Origin of the sequence: Bradyrhizobium elkanii WSM2783 (genome assembly GCF_000472865.1) — a bacterium.
Lineage (GTDB): Bacteria > Pseudomonadota > Alphaproteobacteria > Rhizobiales > Xanthobacteraceae > Bradyrhizobium > Bradyrhizobium elkanii_A.
In genome coordinates this window covers 1-18,091 of sequence record NZ_AXAP01000055.1, presented here as the reverse complement: position 1 = coordinate 18,091, position 18,091 = coordinate 1, and the positions used below count along the sequence as shown (strand labels likewise).

Annotated in this window: 11 protein-coding genes; 10 read left to right on the top strand and 1 reads right to left on the bottom strand. The window is 63.4% G+C overall.

Annotated elements, in window-relative coordinates; genetic code table 11:
- The first annotated feature begins 75 nt into the window (after positions 1-75).
- The 10 genes from YY7_RS56960 (at position 76) to YY7_RS53620 (ending at position 17,051) form a co-directional block, all read left to right on the top strand.
- Entirely contained in the window at positions 76-1,140 is a 1,065-nt protein-coding gene (locus tag YY7_RS56960) for an adenylate/guanylate cyclase domain-containing protein (RefSeq protein ID WP_051397067.1), read from the top strand.
- Positions 1,134-3,212 carry an ATP-binding protein gene (locus YY7_RS53645; protein ID WP_155255420.1) on the top strand — a complete coding sequence of 693 codons (2,079 nt, stop codon included), beginning with the start codon at positions 1,134-1,136 and terminating at the stop codon, positions 3,210-3,212. The genes YY7_RS56960 and YY7_RS53645 overlap by 7 nt, the downstream gene beginning before the upstream one ends.
- A gap of 694 nt (positions 3,213-3,906) precedes the next feature.
- The gene (locus tag YY7_RS63675; RefSeq protein WP_245287501.1) at positions 3,907-4,527 is read left to right on the top strand and encodes a tyrosine-type recombinase/integrase; all 621 of its coding nucleotides are present in this window, start codon (positions 3,907-3,909) and stop codon (positions 4,525-4,527) included.
- Positions 4,528-5,168: 641 nt separating this feature from the next.
- Complete coding sequence (locus tag YY7_RS53635) at positions 5,169-5,849, top strand: AfsR/SARP family transcriptional regulator (protein WP_245287500.1); 681 nt, start codon at positions 5,169-5,171, stop codon at positions 5,847-5,849.
- 229 nt (positions 5,850-6,078) lie between these two features.
- Positions 6,079-8,469 carry a hypothetical protein gene (locus YY7_RS0133895; protein ID WP_028167089.1) on the top strand — a complete coding sequence of 797 codons (2,391 nt, stop codon included), beginning with the start codon at positions 6,079-6,081 and terminating at the stop codon, positions 8,467-8,469.
- On the top strand, positions 8,466-9,725 hold the full coding sequence (locus YY7_RS53630; RefSeq protein WP_051397065.1) for a hypothetical protein: 1,260 nt from the start codon (positions 8,466-8,468) through the stop codon (positions 9,723-9,725). Before YY7_RS0133895 ends, YY7_RS53630 begins: the two co-directional genes overlap by 4 nt.
- Before the next feature lie 19 nt (positions 9,726-9,744).
- On the top strand, positions 9,745-10,179 hold the full coding sequence (locus tag YY7_RS0133885) for a hypothetical protein (protein WP_028167088.1): 435 nt from the start codon (positions 9,745-9,747) through the stop codon (positions 10,177-10,179).
- Between the two features lie 47 nt (positions 10,180-10,226).
- Complete coding sequence (locus YY7_RS0133880; RefSeq protein WP_245287499.1) at positions 10,227-11,348, top strand: hypothetical protein; 1,122 nt, start codon at positions 10,227-10,229, stop codon at positions 11,346-11,348.
- A gap of 21 nt (positions 11,349-11,369) precedes the next feature.
- Positions 11,370-16,166, top strand: a complete 4,797-nt coding sequence (locus YY7_RS58785; protein WP_051397064.1) for a peptidoglycan-binding protein — start codon at positions 11,370-11,372, stop codon at positions 16,164-16,166.
- A 150-nt stretch (positions 16,167-16,316) separates the two neighbouring features.
- Positions 16,317-17,051 carry a poly-gamma-glutamate hydrolase family protein gene (locus YY7_RS53620; RefSeq protein ID WP_080663967.1) on the top strand — a complete coding sequence of 245 codons (735 nt, stop codon included), beginning with the start codon at positions 16,317-16,319 and terminating at the stop codon, positions 17,049-17,051.
- A gap of 19 nt (positions 17,052-17,070) precedes the next feature.
- On the opposite strand, the gene YY7_RS58780 is transcribed toward YY7_RS53620, so the two are convergent.
- Complete coding sequence (locus YY7_RS58780) at positions 17,071-17,517, bottom strand: GFA family protein (protein WP_080663966.1); 447 nt, start codon at positions 17,515-17,517, stop codon at positions 17,071-17,073.
- Positions 17,518-18,091 lie beyond the last annotated feature (574 nt).

The following is an 18,091-nucleotide window of genomic DNA, read 5'->3' as shown; positions in this document are numbered from 1 at the left end:
CCAACGCGGCATCACACTCGGATGAGGTTTTCGGTACACACAGGGGTCATTCGAAGTCCCGAACGAACGCCGGCGATGCCCCGTGCCGCGCTTGCCGAGCGCAGCCACCTCACTGTCATGTTCTGCGATCTTGTCGGCTCGACAGCGTTGTCTGTCCATCTCGACGTCGAAGACTTTCATGAAGTAATCGGCGCGTACCAGAAGCGCGTTGCAGAGATCGTGCCCAGGTTCGGCGGCTTTGTCGCCCGCCGCGTGGGTGACGGTGTTCTCATCTATTTCGGTTACCCGGACGCCCACGAAGACGACCCCGAGCAGGCCGTGCGGGCCGGCCTGGCTTTGATCGAAGGCATCGGACGATTGGAGAGCTCCGAGCCGCTTCAGATCCGGCTCGGCATCGCCACCGGACTCGTGGTCGTAGGCGACCTGATCGGACCAGGAAACGACAAGGATGTTCTGGGCGAGGTGCCAAATCTCGCCGCCCGGCTGCTTGCTTTGGCGGAGCCAAACACAATTATAATTGCCGATGGCACGCGCCGACAAGTCGGGTCGGTCTTTGCGCTGGAGGATATTGGATTCAATGACCTCAAGGGCTTTAGAGAGCCTCAACGCGCTTGGCGGGTGCTAGGCGAGAACCGCTTCAAGAGTCGTTTCGAGGCGCTGCGTTCCGCCGAGACACCGTTCGTCGATCGCCAAGAGGAGACCGAGCTTTTGCTCCGCCGCTGGGCACAGGCAAGAGCCGGCGAAGGACGCGTCATCCTGTTCTCCGGCGAAGCCGGCATCGGCAAATCACGCCTGACGGTGGCACTCAGGGATTCGCTTGATGTGGAGCAATACATCGAATTGCACTATTTCTGCTCGCCTCACCATCAGGACAGCGCTTTGTTCCCGGTCATCAATCTGCTTGAGCGGGCAGCCGGGTTCGGTCGGGAAGACACGCCCGCGGTAAAGCTGGACAAGCTGGAAGCGCTAATGGCTGAAACTTCTGCGGCCGAGCGGGCGTGGCGCTCCTGGCTGACCTCTTGCTATTGCCCACCGAACGCTATGCCGCTGTGGAGCACAACCCGCGACGTACGAGGGAGGAAACTTTTGAAGCGCTACAGCGGCAGCTCACCGCGTTGCCGCAGAAAAAACCAGTGTTGATGATCTTTGAAGACCTGCACTGGATTGATCCGACCACCCAGGAGCTGCTCGATCTCTTCATCCGTCGGATCGAACGCATGCGCGTCATGCTGATCGCAACTTTTCGCCCCGACTTTGTCGCGCCATGGGCAGATCAGCCGCACGTTACCATGCTGACGCTGAATCGTCTGAACCGATACGACAGCGAAGCCTTGGTTCGACAGCTCGCTGCGAAGGCGAAGTCATTGCCGAGCGACCTGATCGGAGAAATCGTCGAACGCGGTGACGGCGTGCCATTGTTCCTGGAGGAGGTAACCAAGACCGTGGTGGAAGCCGGCCCGGCTCGGCGGGCCGGATCGTCGACGTCGCACATGCCGCTCTCCGTCCCGCCGACCCTGCACGCCTCCTTGATGGCGAGGCTTGACCGGATCGGTCCCGCGGCCAAGGAGATCGCGCAGATTGGCGCAACGATTGGCCGAGAATTTTCCTACGAGCTTGCGGCCAAAGTTGCCGAGCGGCCTGAGGTGGAGATCAAGGAGACGCTCGGCCGGCTGGTCGAGGCCGGCCTCATTTTCCAGCGCGGCGAGCTGCCGCGGTCGAACTTTCTGTTCAAGCACGGCCTGCTGCAGGATGCAGCTTACAGCACGCTGTTGCGCGACCGCCGCCGAAGCCTGCATGCCCGCATTGCAGAAGCGATCGAGGATATCTTTCCGGAGATTGTCGAGAGCCAGCCGGAAGTAGTGGCGCGCAATTGCACCGAAGCTGGCTTGAGGAAGCAGGCCGCGATCTATTGGCAGCGCGCCGGCGAGCTGGCTTTGCGCCGTTCGGCCGGCAGCGAGGCGCTGAAGCACTTTTCCAACGCATTGCGGCTTCTGGAGGAGATGTCTGATTCGGCGGAGCGCTGGCAGCAGGAGCTCGACATCCGGCTTGGGCTCGGGACCGCCCTGATTATCGCGCGCGGTTTTCGTTCGGCGGGGCACGAGATCGTCGATCACTATGCCCGAGCCGTTACGCTCGGTCGCGGACTGGGCGATGACAAGAAGCTCTTCCGAGCGATGTGGGGGAACTGGTACACGAACCTGATTACCGGGCGGACCGAGCAGGCGCTTGGAATGGCCAACGAGGTCGTCGAGGTGGCCGAACGGCTCGCTGATCCCGATCTGATGCTTGAGGCCTATCATTCGCGCTGGGCGAACTCCCACGTGCTCGGCCTCAATTCGATCACCCTTGCCGACACCGAGCGTGGCATCGCGCTGTACAATCCCGAGCGTCATCACGCGCATGCTTACGATTATGGTGGTCACGATACGGGTGTGTGCGCCTATGCGCACAACGCCATCACGCTCTGGGTCACCGGGTTTGCGGGCAAGGCGATGCAAATGTCGGTTGCTGCGCTCGAACTCGGGAAGCGGCTCGGCCATCCTCCGAGCCTGGCCCATGCGGCATGGTGGTCAGCGGCGCTTCGACAAATGCTTCGTGCCCCGGAGCCGTGCCGCGAATATGCCGAGCTGACGATACGCATCGGCCGCGACCAAGGGAGCAACATGTTCGCGGTGTGCCCGCTCCTTCTGGGCTGGACCGTGTTTCAATCCGGGCAGGTGTCGGAGGGTCTGGAGCGCATGGAGGATGCCGTCGAGGCCGCACGGCAGTCGGTGCGACGCTTCTATTACGAGTATGAGCTCCTGGTGTTCGCGGAAGCCCTGCTGAAGGCCGGCGAAGTCGACCGCGCGCAGCAAGTTGTCCAGGAGGCACTCGACGTCATCACGACCAGCCGCAACCGCCTGTTCGAGGCGGAAGCGCATCGTCTGGCGGGTGCATGCCTCGGGGCTCGCGGCGGCGAAGCAACCGCGGAGGCCGCACAACGGTTATTGCAGGCCATCCAAACTGCCGATCGGCAAGGGGCGCTGGCGTTCAAGCTCCGCGCCGCTACAGATCTTGCCCGTCTGTGGCAAGACAAGGAGCGGCGCGGTGAGGCGCGCGACCTTCTCCGGCAGATCTATGGTCAGTTCACGGAGGGATTCGATACCCCCGATCTCAGCGATGCCAAGATGCTCCTGGACGAGCTGGACGTCAAAGGCATACCGGGCCACTAAGAGCAATGCGTCCAGGCCAAGCTGCTTCTCGGCGATTGTCTTTTTAGAATTTAGGAACTCCGGAGGTAACAGATCGTAGCGAAGCCTCCAGTTCCCCAGCCAGTCTCGCTGATCTGACCAATCGCTTGGTCCGAAGGGGCTTTTCGCCGCAGACGATGGCCGCCAAACGCGATCTTGGACCACACTCGTGGACCATACAAGCGCCTACAATTCACCTCTCAGAACTAGTCTCGCCCTGCCGCCCACCTGCCGGCGCGGATGGGCGCAGCATGTTTCTAGATTTTTGATCTCGCGGTGCACACATCGTGCACACGCCGCCTTCTAACCAATTGAAAAACTTGAACTCTCGCTCCGATCCATCATGGGCAAGTTTAAGCTAGCACCGGCAACCTAGGTCCAACTAGATCCCAATAGCAATGGCGTCATTCCGCATGATGCGAACTCCGAGGCTCAAATGGTCTCGCCCAAAAGTCGGGGGTTCGAGTCAGTGGAGCGCTACTGCCTTTCCCCACACCGACCAAACCTACGATATCTGATCCAATCTTACGCTTAGGCAGTTCGTGAGCCTTGGGCGAGCGGAGCTTTACGCTCGTACGTGGGATGCTGAAAGACCTCGTGCTACAGGTCGAGCGAAACCGACTTCTGTCGCGGAAAATCGAAAGCGAGCGCAATATTCGGTGCCGCGATCGCAGGGTTGGGTGGGCCATGTCCAGCACGGCGCTGCGAGATCACGGCGTTCATCGGAAAGTCAAACGAACGAGATCGGCGCCCTAGTCAAGACGAACTCGATCGACTGATCGGATACACCGAATCTAACGCCCAACAGTATCTACCACTCGGTAGAATTGTTCGCTTTGCCGTGGCGACAGCGATGCGCCAAGCTGAGATCAGCCGCATCGAGTGGTCTGATGTCGACATGTCGAAGCGAACCGTCACTATTCGCGACCGCAAAGATCCTCGACGCAAAGACGGGAACGACCAAGTGGTTCCTCTCCTCAATTCGACCGGGTACGATGCCTGGCAGATTATGCTAGAGCAGCGGATTCTCACGCGCGGCCTCGGACGCGTTTTTTCCTTACCACTCGAAGTCCGTAGGAGCTGCCTTCCGCAGGTCATGCAGCGCCATCAATTTTGGAATGTCTTTGTCCCGGACACTTTGGCCGAAGTTAACCTTGAGGCGAAGGCCGCGCGAAGTTTCGTACAGGTCGACTACACAGATAGCTTGCGTGAACAGCCGCGTCCTCCTCAGACGGTCAAGGCAGTACTCTTGTCAGATGCGTGCGCCGCTTCATTTTTGCAACCTATCCTTGCATAGAACCCGCCATGCTCGACGTGAAGCTTCTGGTTGCGGCTCAAGAATGAACTAGTTCATACTATCGGGATAGAAAACACCGCTACGGTACGAACTGATCGAGAGATAAAGCATCTGCATCGGGCGACTGTCCGGGTCGGAATTTGCTCTGGGTTCTTCGTCCGCCTCGCGCATCCCTCACGCGAGCACAGGATGCTCTGGCGGCAAATCCGTCGAGCCTGATTTTGATCAACGCGTGTCGGAGTTGTGGTGAGGTTCACATGTGCACAGGACTGGGCACGCCCATGTGCGATATCTGCGGCAAATTCTGCGCTCGCGGCGAACTGCCACCAGGCCTCGTGTTAGCCACAGTGTTCGACCACGGTTTTCGGCATACGCACGCACCCGCGCTATTGAACAGTAAAACGCGACTAAATCTGTCGCTAAGTCCCGGCCTCGGGCTCCAACCCGATTTGTTGCCCACGATGGGCGGCGGGCGTACCATTCCACGCCGGTTGTCAGCCTAGTGTCGAGAGTTTAAGGACCGGCCGGAATACGAACTGCCCAACAGAAGATTTTACTCGGCCGGCCAGAGCTCGGTCGAACTGTTCATAATCTCGCGACCAGGTAGGCTCTTCATGACGGGGGGCATCAGTGAGAGGATAGTGGAGCGCAAGGTCGCGATTCTCGGGCGGCTTGGCGTCTACCCGATGGTTCGCCTCTCGCTCCCGGCGCGCCGGCTTCTCGCCTTTCTCGCGCTTCAAGGCCGGCCGGTCTCGCGCACCGCAGCCGCCAGCAATCTCTGGCTGGATCTCGCCGAAGACGCGGGCCGAGCCAACCTCCGCCGCGCGCTGTGGCACGTTCCGCGCGGCTGGATCGAGACCATGGGCGACGAGCTGGTGCTGTCGGCGGACGTCGATTTCTCGCGCGCGCAGGCCATCGCGGCCCGTGCCCTCAAGGGCGAAGCGCTTACCTTCGAGGACATCGTATTGCTATCGAACGACGTTCTGCCCGGCTGGCATGAGGAGTGGCTGATCGCCGGGCAGGAGGCGTTTCGCCTGCTGCGGGTGGAGGCGCTCGAGGCGGCCTGCCGGATGATGACGACGTGTGGCGATCTCGCGCTGGCAGCACAGGCGGGTGTCGCCGCGCTCGCCGCCGAGCCGCTGCGCGAATCGGCGGCCGAAGCGCTGATCGATGCATATCTCGCCCAGCGCAATCGCTACCAGGCGGTCCAGTGCTACCGTTCGCTGGCAAAGCGCCTTGCCTGCGAGCTGGGCGTGGCCCCGGATGAGGCGTTGGCGAAGCGCGTGGCCGGCATTTGTCCCGCCTCACGCACCGCGCACTAGCTTCCCCTTCCCTTTTTGTCTCCGCCTTTTCCGGAGTCTGCAGGACGGCCGTCGTCTGCCCGTGGGCGATCCTGCGACGCTGCGTGGACGCCTCGGAAAGCGCCGCGGCCACGGCGGCAATACGCGCTGAGCGCGCGAACAAGACGGCAAGGCGACGGCGGCACACACAGCGGCGGACGGCGGTCATGCTCAACTGCACCGCAGATGTTCAGGAGGCCGGAGTCGCGCGATGCTGAATCAACAAGAGTCATCCCATCTCTTCGCCGCGCAGGAAAACCCGTTCGCTGAAGCCTTCGCCGAAACCGGAAACGGCGCGGCGATCGGCTTCGCTCCGTGGAGCGAGAATCTCACGCCATTCGCAGCGACGCTCGATGGCGGCGCAAGCCAGTCCGAGACCGACCGCCTGGTGGCCGAAGTCTATGCCGAGCTTCGCGACGAAGCGTTCGACGAAGCGCTTGCGTTTCTGGCCGAGGAGACCGAGCAGGCACTCGACGAGCGGTTCGTCGGCGAGACGCCGGCGTCCGCACAGGAGCGCGAACGCTATGCCGAAGCGCACCTCGCCCCGGTGCGCTTCGAGGCGCAACAGTATTTGCAGGCGCTGGAAGCAGGGATGGCCGACCTGGACGTCGGCTCCCTTTCAGAGCAACAGCTCGATGAGGTGCTGGAGAGATTCGACCCATCGATCGGAGAGCTGACGCCGGCCGGCGAGGAGTTCATCGGCAAGCTCATCAAGAAAGCCAAGGGCGTCGTCAAGACCGTCGCCAATGTGGCAAAGAGCGTCGGCAAGGTCGCGGGGTCGCTGCTCGGGCCGGTTCTGAACAAGCTGCGCGGCCTGATCAATCCCCTGCTCCGGCGCGTCCTGTCCTTCGCCATCGGCCGGCTGCCGGCACCTCTGCAGCCGCACGCACGCGCGCTCGCCGCCCGATTCACGTCCGAGGCTGCGGAGGAGAGCATCGACGAAGCTCAGGTGTCACCGGCGAACCTGACCGACATGGAGTCGCTCGCCGAATCCTTCGACGCGGCCATAGCGGAGGCACTGGCGGGCGATGCGGCAGCCGAGTTCGAAGGCGAGGCGTTCGGTGCGACGGACGAGAGCGAGATCGAGACGCGGGAACTTGAGGTGCTCGCCGAAGCCCGCGGCGCACTGATCGAACGGCTGCGCGACGCCGACGAGGACGAAGATCTCGCACCGGCGATCGAGCAATTCGTTCCCGCCCTGCTCGGCGCGCTGCGACTCGGAATCAACCTCGTCGGTCGACCGAAGGTGGTGGGCTTCCTCGCCAATTATCTCGGCCAGCTGATCGGCAAATGGGTAGGACCGCAGCTCAAAGGGCCTCTGTCGAACGCCATCGTAGATACCGGTCTGAGGCTCATCTCGCTCGAGGCCGAGGACCGGGCGCAGCTCGAGCGCAGCGACGAGGTGGCGCCGGTCGCGCTCGCCAGCGTCGTCGAGGATACGGTCCGCCAGTTCGCCGAGAACGAGGACTACGTGTTCGAGGACGAAGAGCTGACCCAGCTCGCGACCGCAGAAGCGTTCAGCCAAGCCGTTGCAACGCATTTCCCGCCTCGCTTCGTTCGTGCGTCGCTGCAGCAGGCCCCGTCGCTCGGCGGAACCTTCGTGAGCCGCCGCCCGCGTAGCCTCCGGCCCTATCGCAAGTACAACCGCACGCCCGATATCCAGGTGACGTCGCAGATTGCGGACACGCTGCCGACCTTCGGCGGATCGACGGTCGGCGCGGCGATGCGGGCGGCGGGCGCGCAGTTTCCGATCCGCGCGCGCATGCACATCTATCAGTCTGCGCCCGGCACCACGCTCCAGCGCATGGTCCGCACCGACCGGTCGGGCGCAGGCGCAGGCCGCGGCTACATCAACACCGCCAACGTCCATCCGCTGACGCCGGCGGCGGCCGGCGTTCTACTGCGTGAACCGAAGCTCGGCGTCGCGGTGCCCGCCGCATATCTTCGCTCGCGACAGCGGATCGCCGCGGGCCAGCGCTTCTACATTCTGGAGCCGGTCGGCGCCGGCGCGCCGCCAACTTTGCCCGCGGGCCCGGCGGGACAGGCCGTGGCCAGGCGTCTGCGCGCAAGCCGTGCCTGGGCGTCGGTGAATATGCGCCAGGCGCGCATCAGCGTCGGCATCTACTTGTCGGAGACGGAGACGCAGAAGATCGTCGCGGCGATCCGCAAGGGCCAGGGAAGCCTCCCGCTGCTGCAGGCGCTCACCAGGACCTACCAGGACATGGAGCGACTCTCCGCCGGCGGCCAGGCTCCTCTCCGGATGTTGCGCGAGGACGGTGAGGACGGCGAGACTTTCGAGGACTTCGCTGCCCACAGGGGCAAGCTGCTGCCGCCCGGCCTGACCGCACAGCTGCGCCAGCGCCTGCGCGCGTGGGTGATGCCGGCGTTGACGAAATGGGCGCGAGCCAATGCGGAAGCGTTCGTGCGCGCAGCCGGACATCCCGATCCCGGTGTAACGGTTCGCATCCACCTCACCGCGGTGCCCGGGCTCGACGCGATCCGCAGGATGCTGCGCGGCGGTGCGTCCGCGCCGTCCGGCGCCGCGCTGCGCGGCACACCGAGCATCGCCATCTCCGTCACACCTGGGCGAGGCGGCAAGTGACGCTTGACATCGACCAGCATCTCGTCACCTCGGACCTCCAGCGGCAGGTCGCCCACTGGCTGGCGGCCGCTCGCACGTTTCGCGATGCCGAGGAGTTTGCTTCGATCGAGGCCTGGAAGTCGGTCGAACGCGACACCGGTGCGCCGCTGCGCCAGCAGATCAACGCGGTCGTCGAGGAACTCATCGAGCTCGGTGAGGCGACGCAGCGGGTCGTTGCCGAGGCGCGGAAGAATCCGGCCCGCATTCCAGCCGCCTCGACCGGTGTCCAGCGTTTCCGTCGCCGCTACGTCCAGGTCGACACCACGCTGGATTTCCTCGGAGATGCCGTGAACTCGCGAACGAGTGCGCCTCTGCGCGAGGCGCTCACGACGCTCGACCGGCTTGCGGTCACGAGCATGCAGGGCGTGCTCGAGCGGGCGAGGAAGCCGGTGCCAAGAGTGCTGGTGTACCAGGACAAGGGAACCGGCGCCTCGATCCTGCGCGCGGGCGTCCGCCTCTGGGCGCCCGGGGCCATCATGCCGGTCGCCGCCATCAAGATCGTGCGCCACAATCTCTATCGCCCAACCTCGCTCTTTCACGAGACTGGCCATCAGGTCGCTCATCTCACCGGCTGGACGCCCTCCGTGCGAGCGGCCATAGCGCGCGCGCTGAAGGACGATGAAAAGCTTCAGGCGATGTGGACACCCTGGGCCTCGGAGATCGGTGCCGACGTCTTTGCCTTTCTTCACACCGGCTATGCCTCGACGGCGGCGCTCTACGACGTCGTCGGCAATGCCGACACCATCCTGCAATGGCCGGTGGGCGACCCGCACCCGATCGGGTGGCTTCGCACAGTCCTCGGTTGCGCAATGTCACGCCTCTGCTTCGGCGATAAGGGCCCATGGAATGCTCTGCAACGGGCCATGGAAGCGCATTATCCGATCGCCCTCGCCGAAGAGACGCTGCAGCCCCTGCTCGCCCGCTCGAAGGCCGCGATGCCAAGGATCGCAGAAGCGTGTCTCTTAGCGTCCGTACCGGGGCTCGGCGGCCGGCCGATGACCAACGTGCTCGATCCAAAACGCGTCTCGCCCCAGGCGCTTGCCGAGCTCGAACACACCGCTGGCGCAGCGCTCTGGACGTCGCCGGCGTGGCGGCAGCGCGAGGGAATACGGATCGTCGCACTCGCCGGCCTGCGCGAGGCCGAATGTCCGGAGACTGCACCGATGTGGATTGAACGCGCACGCAGCTGGTTCGTCAACCAAGCCGAAGCGGCGTGAATTGAGAAAGGAATACGACATGGCCAAGAAGCCTTCATCTTCGGCGGAATCCGAGTCCGTGCTGGAGCTTGCCAAACGCCAATCGGACGGGCGCAACGAGGAGATCGACCTCCTCAAGCAGACCATCAACGAACTGCACGAGCGCGATGCGAAGCGCGAGCAGGAGCTGTGCCACTTGAATCAGGCGCTGAGCCGCTTGTCGCAGATGAGCGCGATCGAATGCATCCTGACCAACGGATTCGAGGAGCTGTCCACCAAGCTCGCACCGCTGGCGGAGATCGGACCTCATCGCGTTCCGATCACGGATGGCGCTGTGAACGCGCGTCTTGCAAGCATGATCGAAGCCACGGCGCGGCCGAGCTGGTCCGGAGCATCGACCGTGCCGATACCAACGCGTCCCGTTCCATTCATCGGCGAGGTCGTTCCGCGCCCACGCGACAACGAAAGGTATTAGTCATGATCCAGCAGCTGATTGACCGCATGATGGCGCCGCCGTCCAACATGTCGCGCGACGCGGCGGCCGCAATAGTGCTCATGTGCGATCCGTTCGATCTGTTGCTCCACATGGAACAGGTCTGGAACGCCTTTCGCGTATGGGGACCGCCGCCCAATCCGCAGCCGGCCAGCCCGGCCCGGCTGGCCTTCCTCCGCTACGACATCGGCGCATTCGCGCCATTCATCCCGGATCCGTCGTTGGCCGGTGTCCCGCAATGGGACCACCTCGGCTACAGCTACGTTCTGGAGAACACACGCGCCATCCAGATCCTGCGCCGCGTCGTCCGGGAGTATCGCTCCGGCGAGGGATTGGGCATCCCGTCAATCGCGACCCAGCGTTGGCTCGAGATCACCGAGGTGCTGCTGTTTGGTGCGGCCAATCCGCTTGCCCCGTGGCTGTCCACCAGTGTCATCCGTCCCGATCCCGAGGCGATACGGCGCAACGCATACTGGCGGCTCTTCGGCCTCGACCTGGCATTTGGCACCGACGACAACCGGCCGCCCACCTACGACAAGGCCACGCACGCGAACGCGTCATTCATCCAGGTGTTCGAGGAACTCCTTTTTGAACTGTGGCAGGCGATCACCAACGTTCGCAACACATCCGGCGTGAACGCCTCAGACGACGATCGGATTTTCAGGATCGCCGAAGCACTGCGATTTGCACTGCGCGCCCGGCGGCAAAATCAGTTGCTCAGCCGGGAGGAGCTGGTCGCGGCGACGGCCCTCGGCTGGGCCGAATTGACGCTAAGCGCCAACACGCCGGTGGTCGAGGATCTGGTTGCCAACGCCACGAGCCCCTACGAGCGCCTGCGGATGATCGGCGAGCGCGTTGGGCTCGCACCGCACAGCAGGTCGTCGGCTCTGTTCTCGATGGCTGGCGATCTTTCCCGGTTCCTGCGCATCGTCGAGTCCGGCGTCGTGTCCGGACCTGAACTGGCGTGGGTTCTCTACCTCGAGCAGCCGCCGGTCGGTTCGCCGCCGGGCGCAGCTTCGCCGATCGGAGCTTCGAGCAGGCGGGTCATCACTGAGTGGGCATCCGCAACTGGCAAGGATCTGAAGACACGCGCAAAGCCGATCGAGATGCGGCCGCCGACCCGGCCGCCACTGCTCGTCGGCGCACGTTGAGGTCAACGCAGGAGGCAGACGATGCACGGGTCCACGCAGGATTTCCAATCGCTCGACCCGCTCGGCCTCGACGCTCCGTTCGCGGAGACGTCCGAGCCGGAGAACCACAGCGGAATTGGAGCGTTCGCCACGCTCGAGGACAACCCGTTCGTGGCCTTTTCGGGCGAAGCGGAGTGGACTGGTGCGCGTGAATCCCAGTCCCTCGATGAGGAAGAACTGGGCTCACCCCACTCCTTCGCGAACTGTACGTCGACGCAGAAGCAGCTGCTGCTTGACGTCACCGAACGGTGTCTGCGCGCAGTGCGGCATGCGGCCTCGTTCGTCGGCAGCGCGTACGGACGGCCGGATCGGATGGGCGCAGCCACGCGGCAGCTGCTGCTGCGGCATTTTCACACCACGAAGCACGACGATCTCCGTCACATCGTCACACGGCTGATGCGGATCGAAAAGGCGCTGAAGGATGGAATCAAGTTCCGCGGCGAGACCGACTGCGCCACGGACGGCAAGGGAGCCGTCTGCGGTTATGCCCTGACGACGCAGTTGTTCGGCGGTTTCGGCAAAGTCCACATCTGCTTCGACACGCGGCCGAGGCACTGCAACTTCAGCGCGCTGGCGCCCGACGCGCAGGAGGTGACCCTCATCCACGAGGTCGCGCATCGCTATGTCGGCATCAAGGACCAGGCCTACGAGCCCGAACCGAAATATTCGACCCTGTCCCCGAAGCAGGCCCTGGACAACGCGGATAGCTACGCCTTCTTCGCCGTCGAGGGCATGACCCTGCTGAGCGAGAGCTTCGAGCCGGAGCTGGAAGGCTCGCTGTCGGAAGATTACGATGAAACATCGTTCACCGGGCTTGAAGCCCAGGCGTGGGATTCGCATGGCTTTTCCGCGGACAACGAAGCCGCGCGAGACGAAAGCTCGGAGCCTTGGGCGCGCGAGCTCGAGGAGGCTCGCGAGCTGGAATCCGGAGCCAGCCGCTGCGCCGAAGACGAACACGAAGGTGAGGACGAATATCTCGAGTCCGAGGCGTGGACCGCAACAGCGGAGCAGATCGCCTTTCGCAACAGTGTGCTCGCCGAGCATATCGCCCGCAGCCGCAAGGCCAGGGGTGCTCCCCTGCCCGACCTGAGCAGCACTCAGGTCGAGACGATCCCCGGCACCAGCGTCAAGACGCGGCCGGAGACCGCGCGGGCCGCAGGCCGCCTGCTCACCGCTGCAAATGCAGATCTGCAGAAGGCTCAGATTGCGGGTGATGCAGATGCGCTGCGAACGAAACGATTGACGGCAGCAAGCGGCTATCGCGGCAGCGAGCACCAGCGCTCGCTGTGGCTCAGGTATTTCAAGGGCTACTACAACCGGACACGCGCGCACCGCGAAGCTCTTGCCGAAGGTCCGCATTCGAAGGCAGCAGCCGCCTACATGCTGAAGTCGAAGGCCTACGGCGGCTTTGGCCTGGGTGGCCGGATTGCGGCGCCAGGCTACAGCAATCACCAGAACGGCATTGCCGTCGACTTCTATCAGAACAGAAAAGCGGGATTCGAGGTTGCCAACGGTAGCAGTGACGCAGCGCGAGCGGCCTGGCGCAGGAGCTGGTTCTATGGATGGCTGAAGCAGAACGCGGCGGCTTACGGCTTCGAGCAGTTGCCGACCGAGGAATGGCACTGGGAGTTTCGCCGCAAGCCGACGATCACGAGCGAGTTCGAAATCGAAGCCGTCGTTCCGTCCACGAAGCCGTATCTTGACGGCGCGTTATGGATCTACCGCTCCCGCGTCACCGGCACGAAGATCGCCGTATTCGCGTCGGCTGCGGCCGTTCGAGGCAGCGGGCCGGTCGACATGTTGCTCTACATCCACGGGCTGCTCAGTCCGTGCGGCGTGCCGCGAGCCATGCCTGCGGGCATCGTGACGGAGGCGACCTTCCGGCTCGGCAAGATCGTGACCGACAGCGGCCGGCCGATGCTGCTGATCGTGCCGCAGCTCCAGATTGGGAGCGACGCAGGCTGGAGTGCACACGGCCTCGACCGGCCTGCGCAGCTCAATGCGCTGTTTGCCGAAGTGCTGGGCGAGACGGACCGCCGCCTCGAGCGGAGCGGCACGCAAATCGGCCGGCTCGTCATTTCCGGGCACTCGCGCGCCTACGGCGTGCTCTATCCGCTCGCCAACGCGAACAAATCCACGGCGCTCGGCACCGGCGCGCTTGCGAAGCTCGTCAAGGTGTGGGTGCTTGACGCCACCTACGGAAGCCCGCCCATCGCGGCGTTCAAGGCGCTCGCCGCAGCCCGGCCGGGTTTGGGCGTGGACATCGTTTACCGCGCCAAATCTCAGACCGACAAATTCGACGGCCGCGCCAGTGCGGGCGCGGTGGCGCTGCGCCCCGTGCCAAATTCGATCACCCATTGCGCGCTGCCCGGTAAACTCCTCCCGACCTTGTTGAGCGAGCTCGGCACAGCCCCGGATGGCGAGGCCTTCGAGAATTTCGATGCGATGTCGAGCGCGGAAACTCATTTCGAGAGAGGCGACGGGGAATCGTTGGCTTGGCTGGACGTGGAAGCAGGCCTTCCTGGCGACAAGCTCGACGAAGACTTCTCCGACACGCGCTGGCCTGAATCGTCCGAGGACGAAATCGAGCACGAAGGGTGCGGATGCGGGTGCGGCGCCCACTCGGCGCCCCGAAAATTCGAGGCCGAGTGGTTCGAACCGGAATCGGATGACGCAGGATGGCCTGCAGGCGTCGGCGTGCGCGCATTCGACACCGAGGCCGGTGGAGCTGCCGACCTCTTGCAGGGCGCCTCGGCTCTTGTGGTCGGACCGACGCTTCGCCGCGGCAACGGCGGCGCCGGTGTCGAAGCCCTGCAGCGCGCGCTGGCGCAACTCGGCCATTCGCCGGGCGAAATCGACGGACGATTTGGCGCTGCAACCGAAAAAGCGGTCCTCGCCTTTCAGTCCGGCGCAGGCCTCGCCGCCGACGGCGTGGTCGGCCCGCGCACCAAGGCGGGTATCGCCGCAGCGCTCGGCGGCAAGATCGCGCCGCTACCTACTCCACCTGCTCCCATCCCGCCGGCACCGACCCCGCCTGCGCCGCTTCCTGTCGACGAGGATCTCGATGCCTTCATTGCCAGATTGGCTGCGGAGTGGTCGCGGCGGACGGGCGGAAAGCCTTCGGCCGACGAACGAAGCGCGGCGCTGCGCGGCGACTACGAGGATACGCTGAAGGGCGCCCGCATGCGCTTCGGGACGAAGTACGCCGACGACGTTCTCCGCCGCGCCTGGATGATCAGCCGCGAGGAAGAGATGCGCTTCCGCACCGAGCCATCGGGCGGCTCGCTCGGCGATTTCGGGCCGCCGGCGCAGCGGGTGGAGCTGGTCAGTCACGCGTCGATTGACGGAAGCGACAAGGCGCCTGTCGCGCCGATCATGGTCCGCTTCTTTGCCCAGCTGCACCGCCGCTACGGCGCAGGCCTCGGAGCGGGCACCTATCGCGGACATGGCGGCGGGAGCTTCAACGACCGCGGCTATTCGCTCGATCTGTTCCTGAACAGGCGCGACGCTCGCGGCTTCTATCTCCGCGACGATGCCTTGAGTTTGCTGCGCGCGGTGAACGAGACCGCGAAGGCGATGCCGGCCAAATGGCGGATCATCTACAACGATTTCGCGGTCGCCGACGAGATCAACCGGGAGACCGGCAAGCCCAACGTGATCTTCGCCGGCACGACGCGCAAAGACAAGAACAAGCGCGTGACGGGGCTCAACTGGCATGGACCGCATCCCCTTATCATCCACTTCCACCTCGACCTCGCGCCGCTGCCGGGCGCGCAGAGCGAAGCCGAGGACGAGGGATGGCAGGAGATTTGGCAGGAGACTTGGCAAGAGAACTGGCAGGAGAATTTCAGCGACGGTGAGGACGTGCGCGCCGCCTGCGAGGGCGAATCTCCAGCCGACGAGACCCTCACCCTGGAAGCCCTGCTCGCGGGCGAAGCGGGAGGCGATCCGGGGCTGGTGGACCGCCTCAAAGGCGTCGCCGAATTCATGCTCGGACCGACGCTGCGCCGGGGCAGCAAAGGCGACGGCGTGAGCAGCCTGCAGCGCGCCCTTGTCGGGCTCGGCTACGATTTGGCAGTGGACGGTGATTTTGGTTCGAACACCGAAGGCGCGGTGCATGGGTTTCAGTCGCGCAGCGGGCTGGAGGCCGACGGCGTCGTCGGCGCGGCGACCAAGGCCGCGATTGGCGCCGCGCTGGGTGGCCGGTCGCTGCCGCCCGCCCCCGCTCCTACGCCTCCTGCGCCGACGCCCTTGCCCTACGTGCCGGGCAAGAAGCTCGCGCCGAAAGCGTTCGTCGCCACGTTCGGCGAGTCAGCCAGGGCTTCGCAGGCGGCGAGCCGCGTACCCGCCCTGGTAACGCTCGGCCAGGCAGCGCTGGAATCCGGCTGGGGTGCGCATGCGCCCGGCTTCAATTTTTTCGGTATCAAGGCAAAAGCCAGCATGCCCGAAAACATGCGGCAGTTGCTGAAGACCAAGGAGGTCATGTCGCGGCCCGACGCCAAATTCCCCGAAGTGATCTCGGTGACGCCGCGGCCCGACGGCAAGTACGACTATGTCGTGCGCGACTGGTTCCGCGTCTATCCCGACGCTGCCACCGCGTTCAGCGAGCACGGCTCATTTCTGGCGCGCAACAAGCGGTACGCCAAGGCGTTCGCGGTCACCCACGACCCATACGCCTTCGCAACCGAAGTCGCTCGCGCGGGCTACGCCACCGGACCGACTTACGGGAGGGAGCTCCATGCCGTCATGCGCATGATCGAGAAGGCGGGTGGCGGGTAAGAATGTCGAACTGAAACCTGCAACCTAAATGGTCCGATCCGGATCGCCGGTCGGGTCTGGCTACGCGTTCTCGAAGAAGTCAGGGCGGCAGCCTTATCGTGTCCGGAGGTCCACCATTCGCCAGCAAGAGCCGCAAGCCGCGACCGGCTCTTGATCATTCCAGCCGACTGCACGGAGATCGGTGATATGCCACGAGGACCTGACAAATATGATTCCATGACTGCTCTGTACGATGATCCGAACAACGTCGAAGGGATGGCATATGGAAAAAGATGGCTACGTCATGAGTGGCGCCAACTGGTGGAAGAACAGGTCACGGACAACACGGAAACACAAAAGATCATCATGGCCCTCCACGGAGGTGGCATTGAGACCGGCACAAGCGAGATCGCTCTAGCTACGGCCGGCTATCATCCGGCTACGCTGGCGACCACAGTTGATGGTCTTGGATTGCATGACCTCTGGCTGTTTGAAGGGTTGTTGCCCTCCAGCAACGGCGACCTGCATGTGACGGCTTCCCACTACGATGAGCCAATAGCCACGAAGTTGGTTGAAAACGCTCAACGTTGTATCAGCTTGCACGGCTGTACGGACACCCAAGCGAATGGAAGAATTCAGCTCGGCGGACTGGACGACGAGTTGCGCGATATCGTTCTGGAAGAATTGGATGCTGCAGGAATCCCGGCCGAGGTTACCAGCAACCCGATGCTTGACGGCAGTCTCCCAGACAACGTCGCAAACAAGACAAGAATTGGCGGCTGCGCCCAACTCGAGATGGGAACAGCTATCGTAGAAGCTTGTTCGGGATCAACACAAGGCGGCAGCGGAAAAACACGACGAAAGCTCAATTTTGGCTACTGCTCGATGCTTTGCGTAAATCCATGAGCCGCGTATGAGCCGTTCCCTACCCGGACGGAATAGCTAGCAGGCTTGTTGGGATGAAGCGGAGTGTGCCTGCTCGACGCGTTGGCATGCCGGTGTCGTTCGTGTGATTGACGCCATCCATGACAGGCACCTCGGAGAAATCGAATGGGCTTACCCCGTCCAGGCAAGCCACGTTTACCGCATATAGATTCCGGTTAGATCGTCGTTGATGATGTGTGTATATTCCGCAGCGAGAACAGAAGAAGTGCTGCGCTGATCCGGTATGGAAGCGGTAGCTTGTTAACGCATCCTCGCCCTGCAGGACCTTGATCCCACCCATTTCCGCCATGACAACGACGGCGCCTCGCATTCGGCAGTAAGAGCAGGTGCAGCGGCGGATCGAATTGAAGCCGTCGCTGAGCGTCACCTCGAAACGCACCGCACCGCAATGGCACTGGCCAGCCCGAACGTTCGTATCATCCACCATGTTGCCTGCTTCTCCTGTTCATCACGTCTACGCCCGGTCTTGGTGGGCGAACGAGAACGTCTTAGCGACGTCAACGGATAGGCAGTTCGCTTAGAACCGTCCAGCTATCATTAGTTGCTGACTGTGACCGATCTCAACACGAACGTATCTCTAGAATTTGAGCCGGACACCCTTTCAAGAATTCGCGCATCATGTGTGAAAGATTCACGCGGAGGCTCGAAGTCAACCTTAACGGTGCGGTGTGTGAACCAGGTGGTGTCACCCGTCTCTGTGGCGTGAGATTGAGACTGGCTCCTTCGGGCCGAAAGCCGCCCTCCGGCTGGTTGAGTCCAGACCCCAGGGCTCAACGGAAAGGCTTCCACGGTAGTGTGCGGAAGGTTCTGCAAAAGCCTGAGAGGCTGGAGCGGTCATGGTAAGTCCGGTGATTGCGAAGATCACCGCTCATAGAGGAGCTTGGNCCCGCCATGACCGTGNCGAAGATTAGGACGGACGTCTCTGCAGTCAAAGAGTTGTTGAGGTCGGACAAGGAGTTCCTGAAGCCGCTGATCCAGGGTGCGGTGCAGGAAATTCTCGA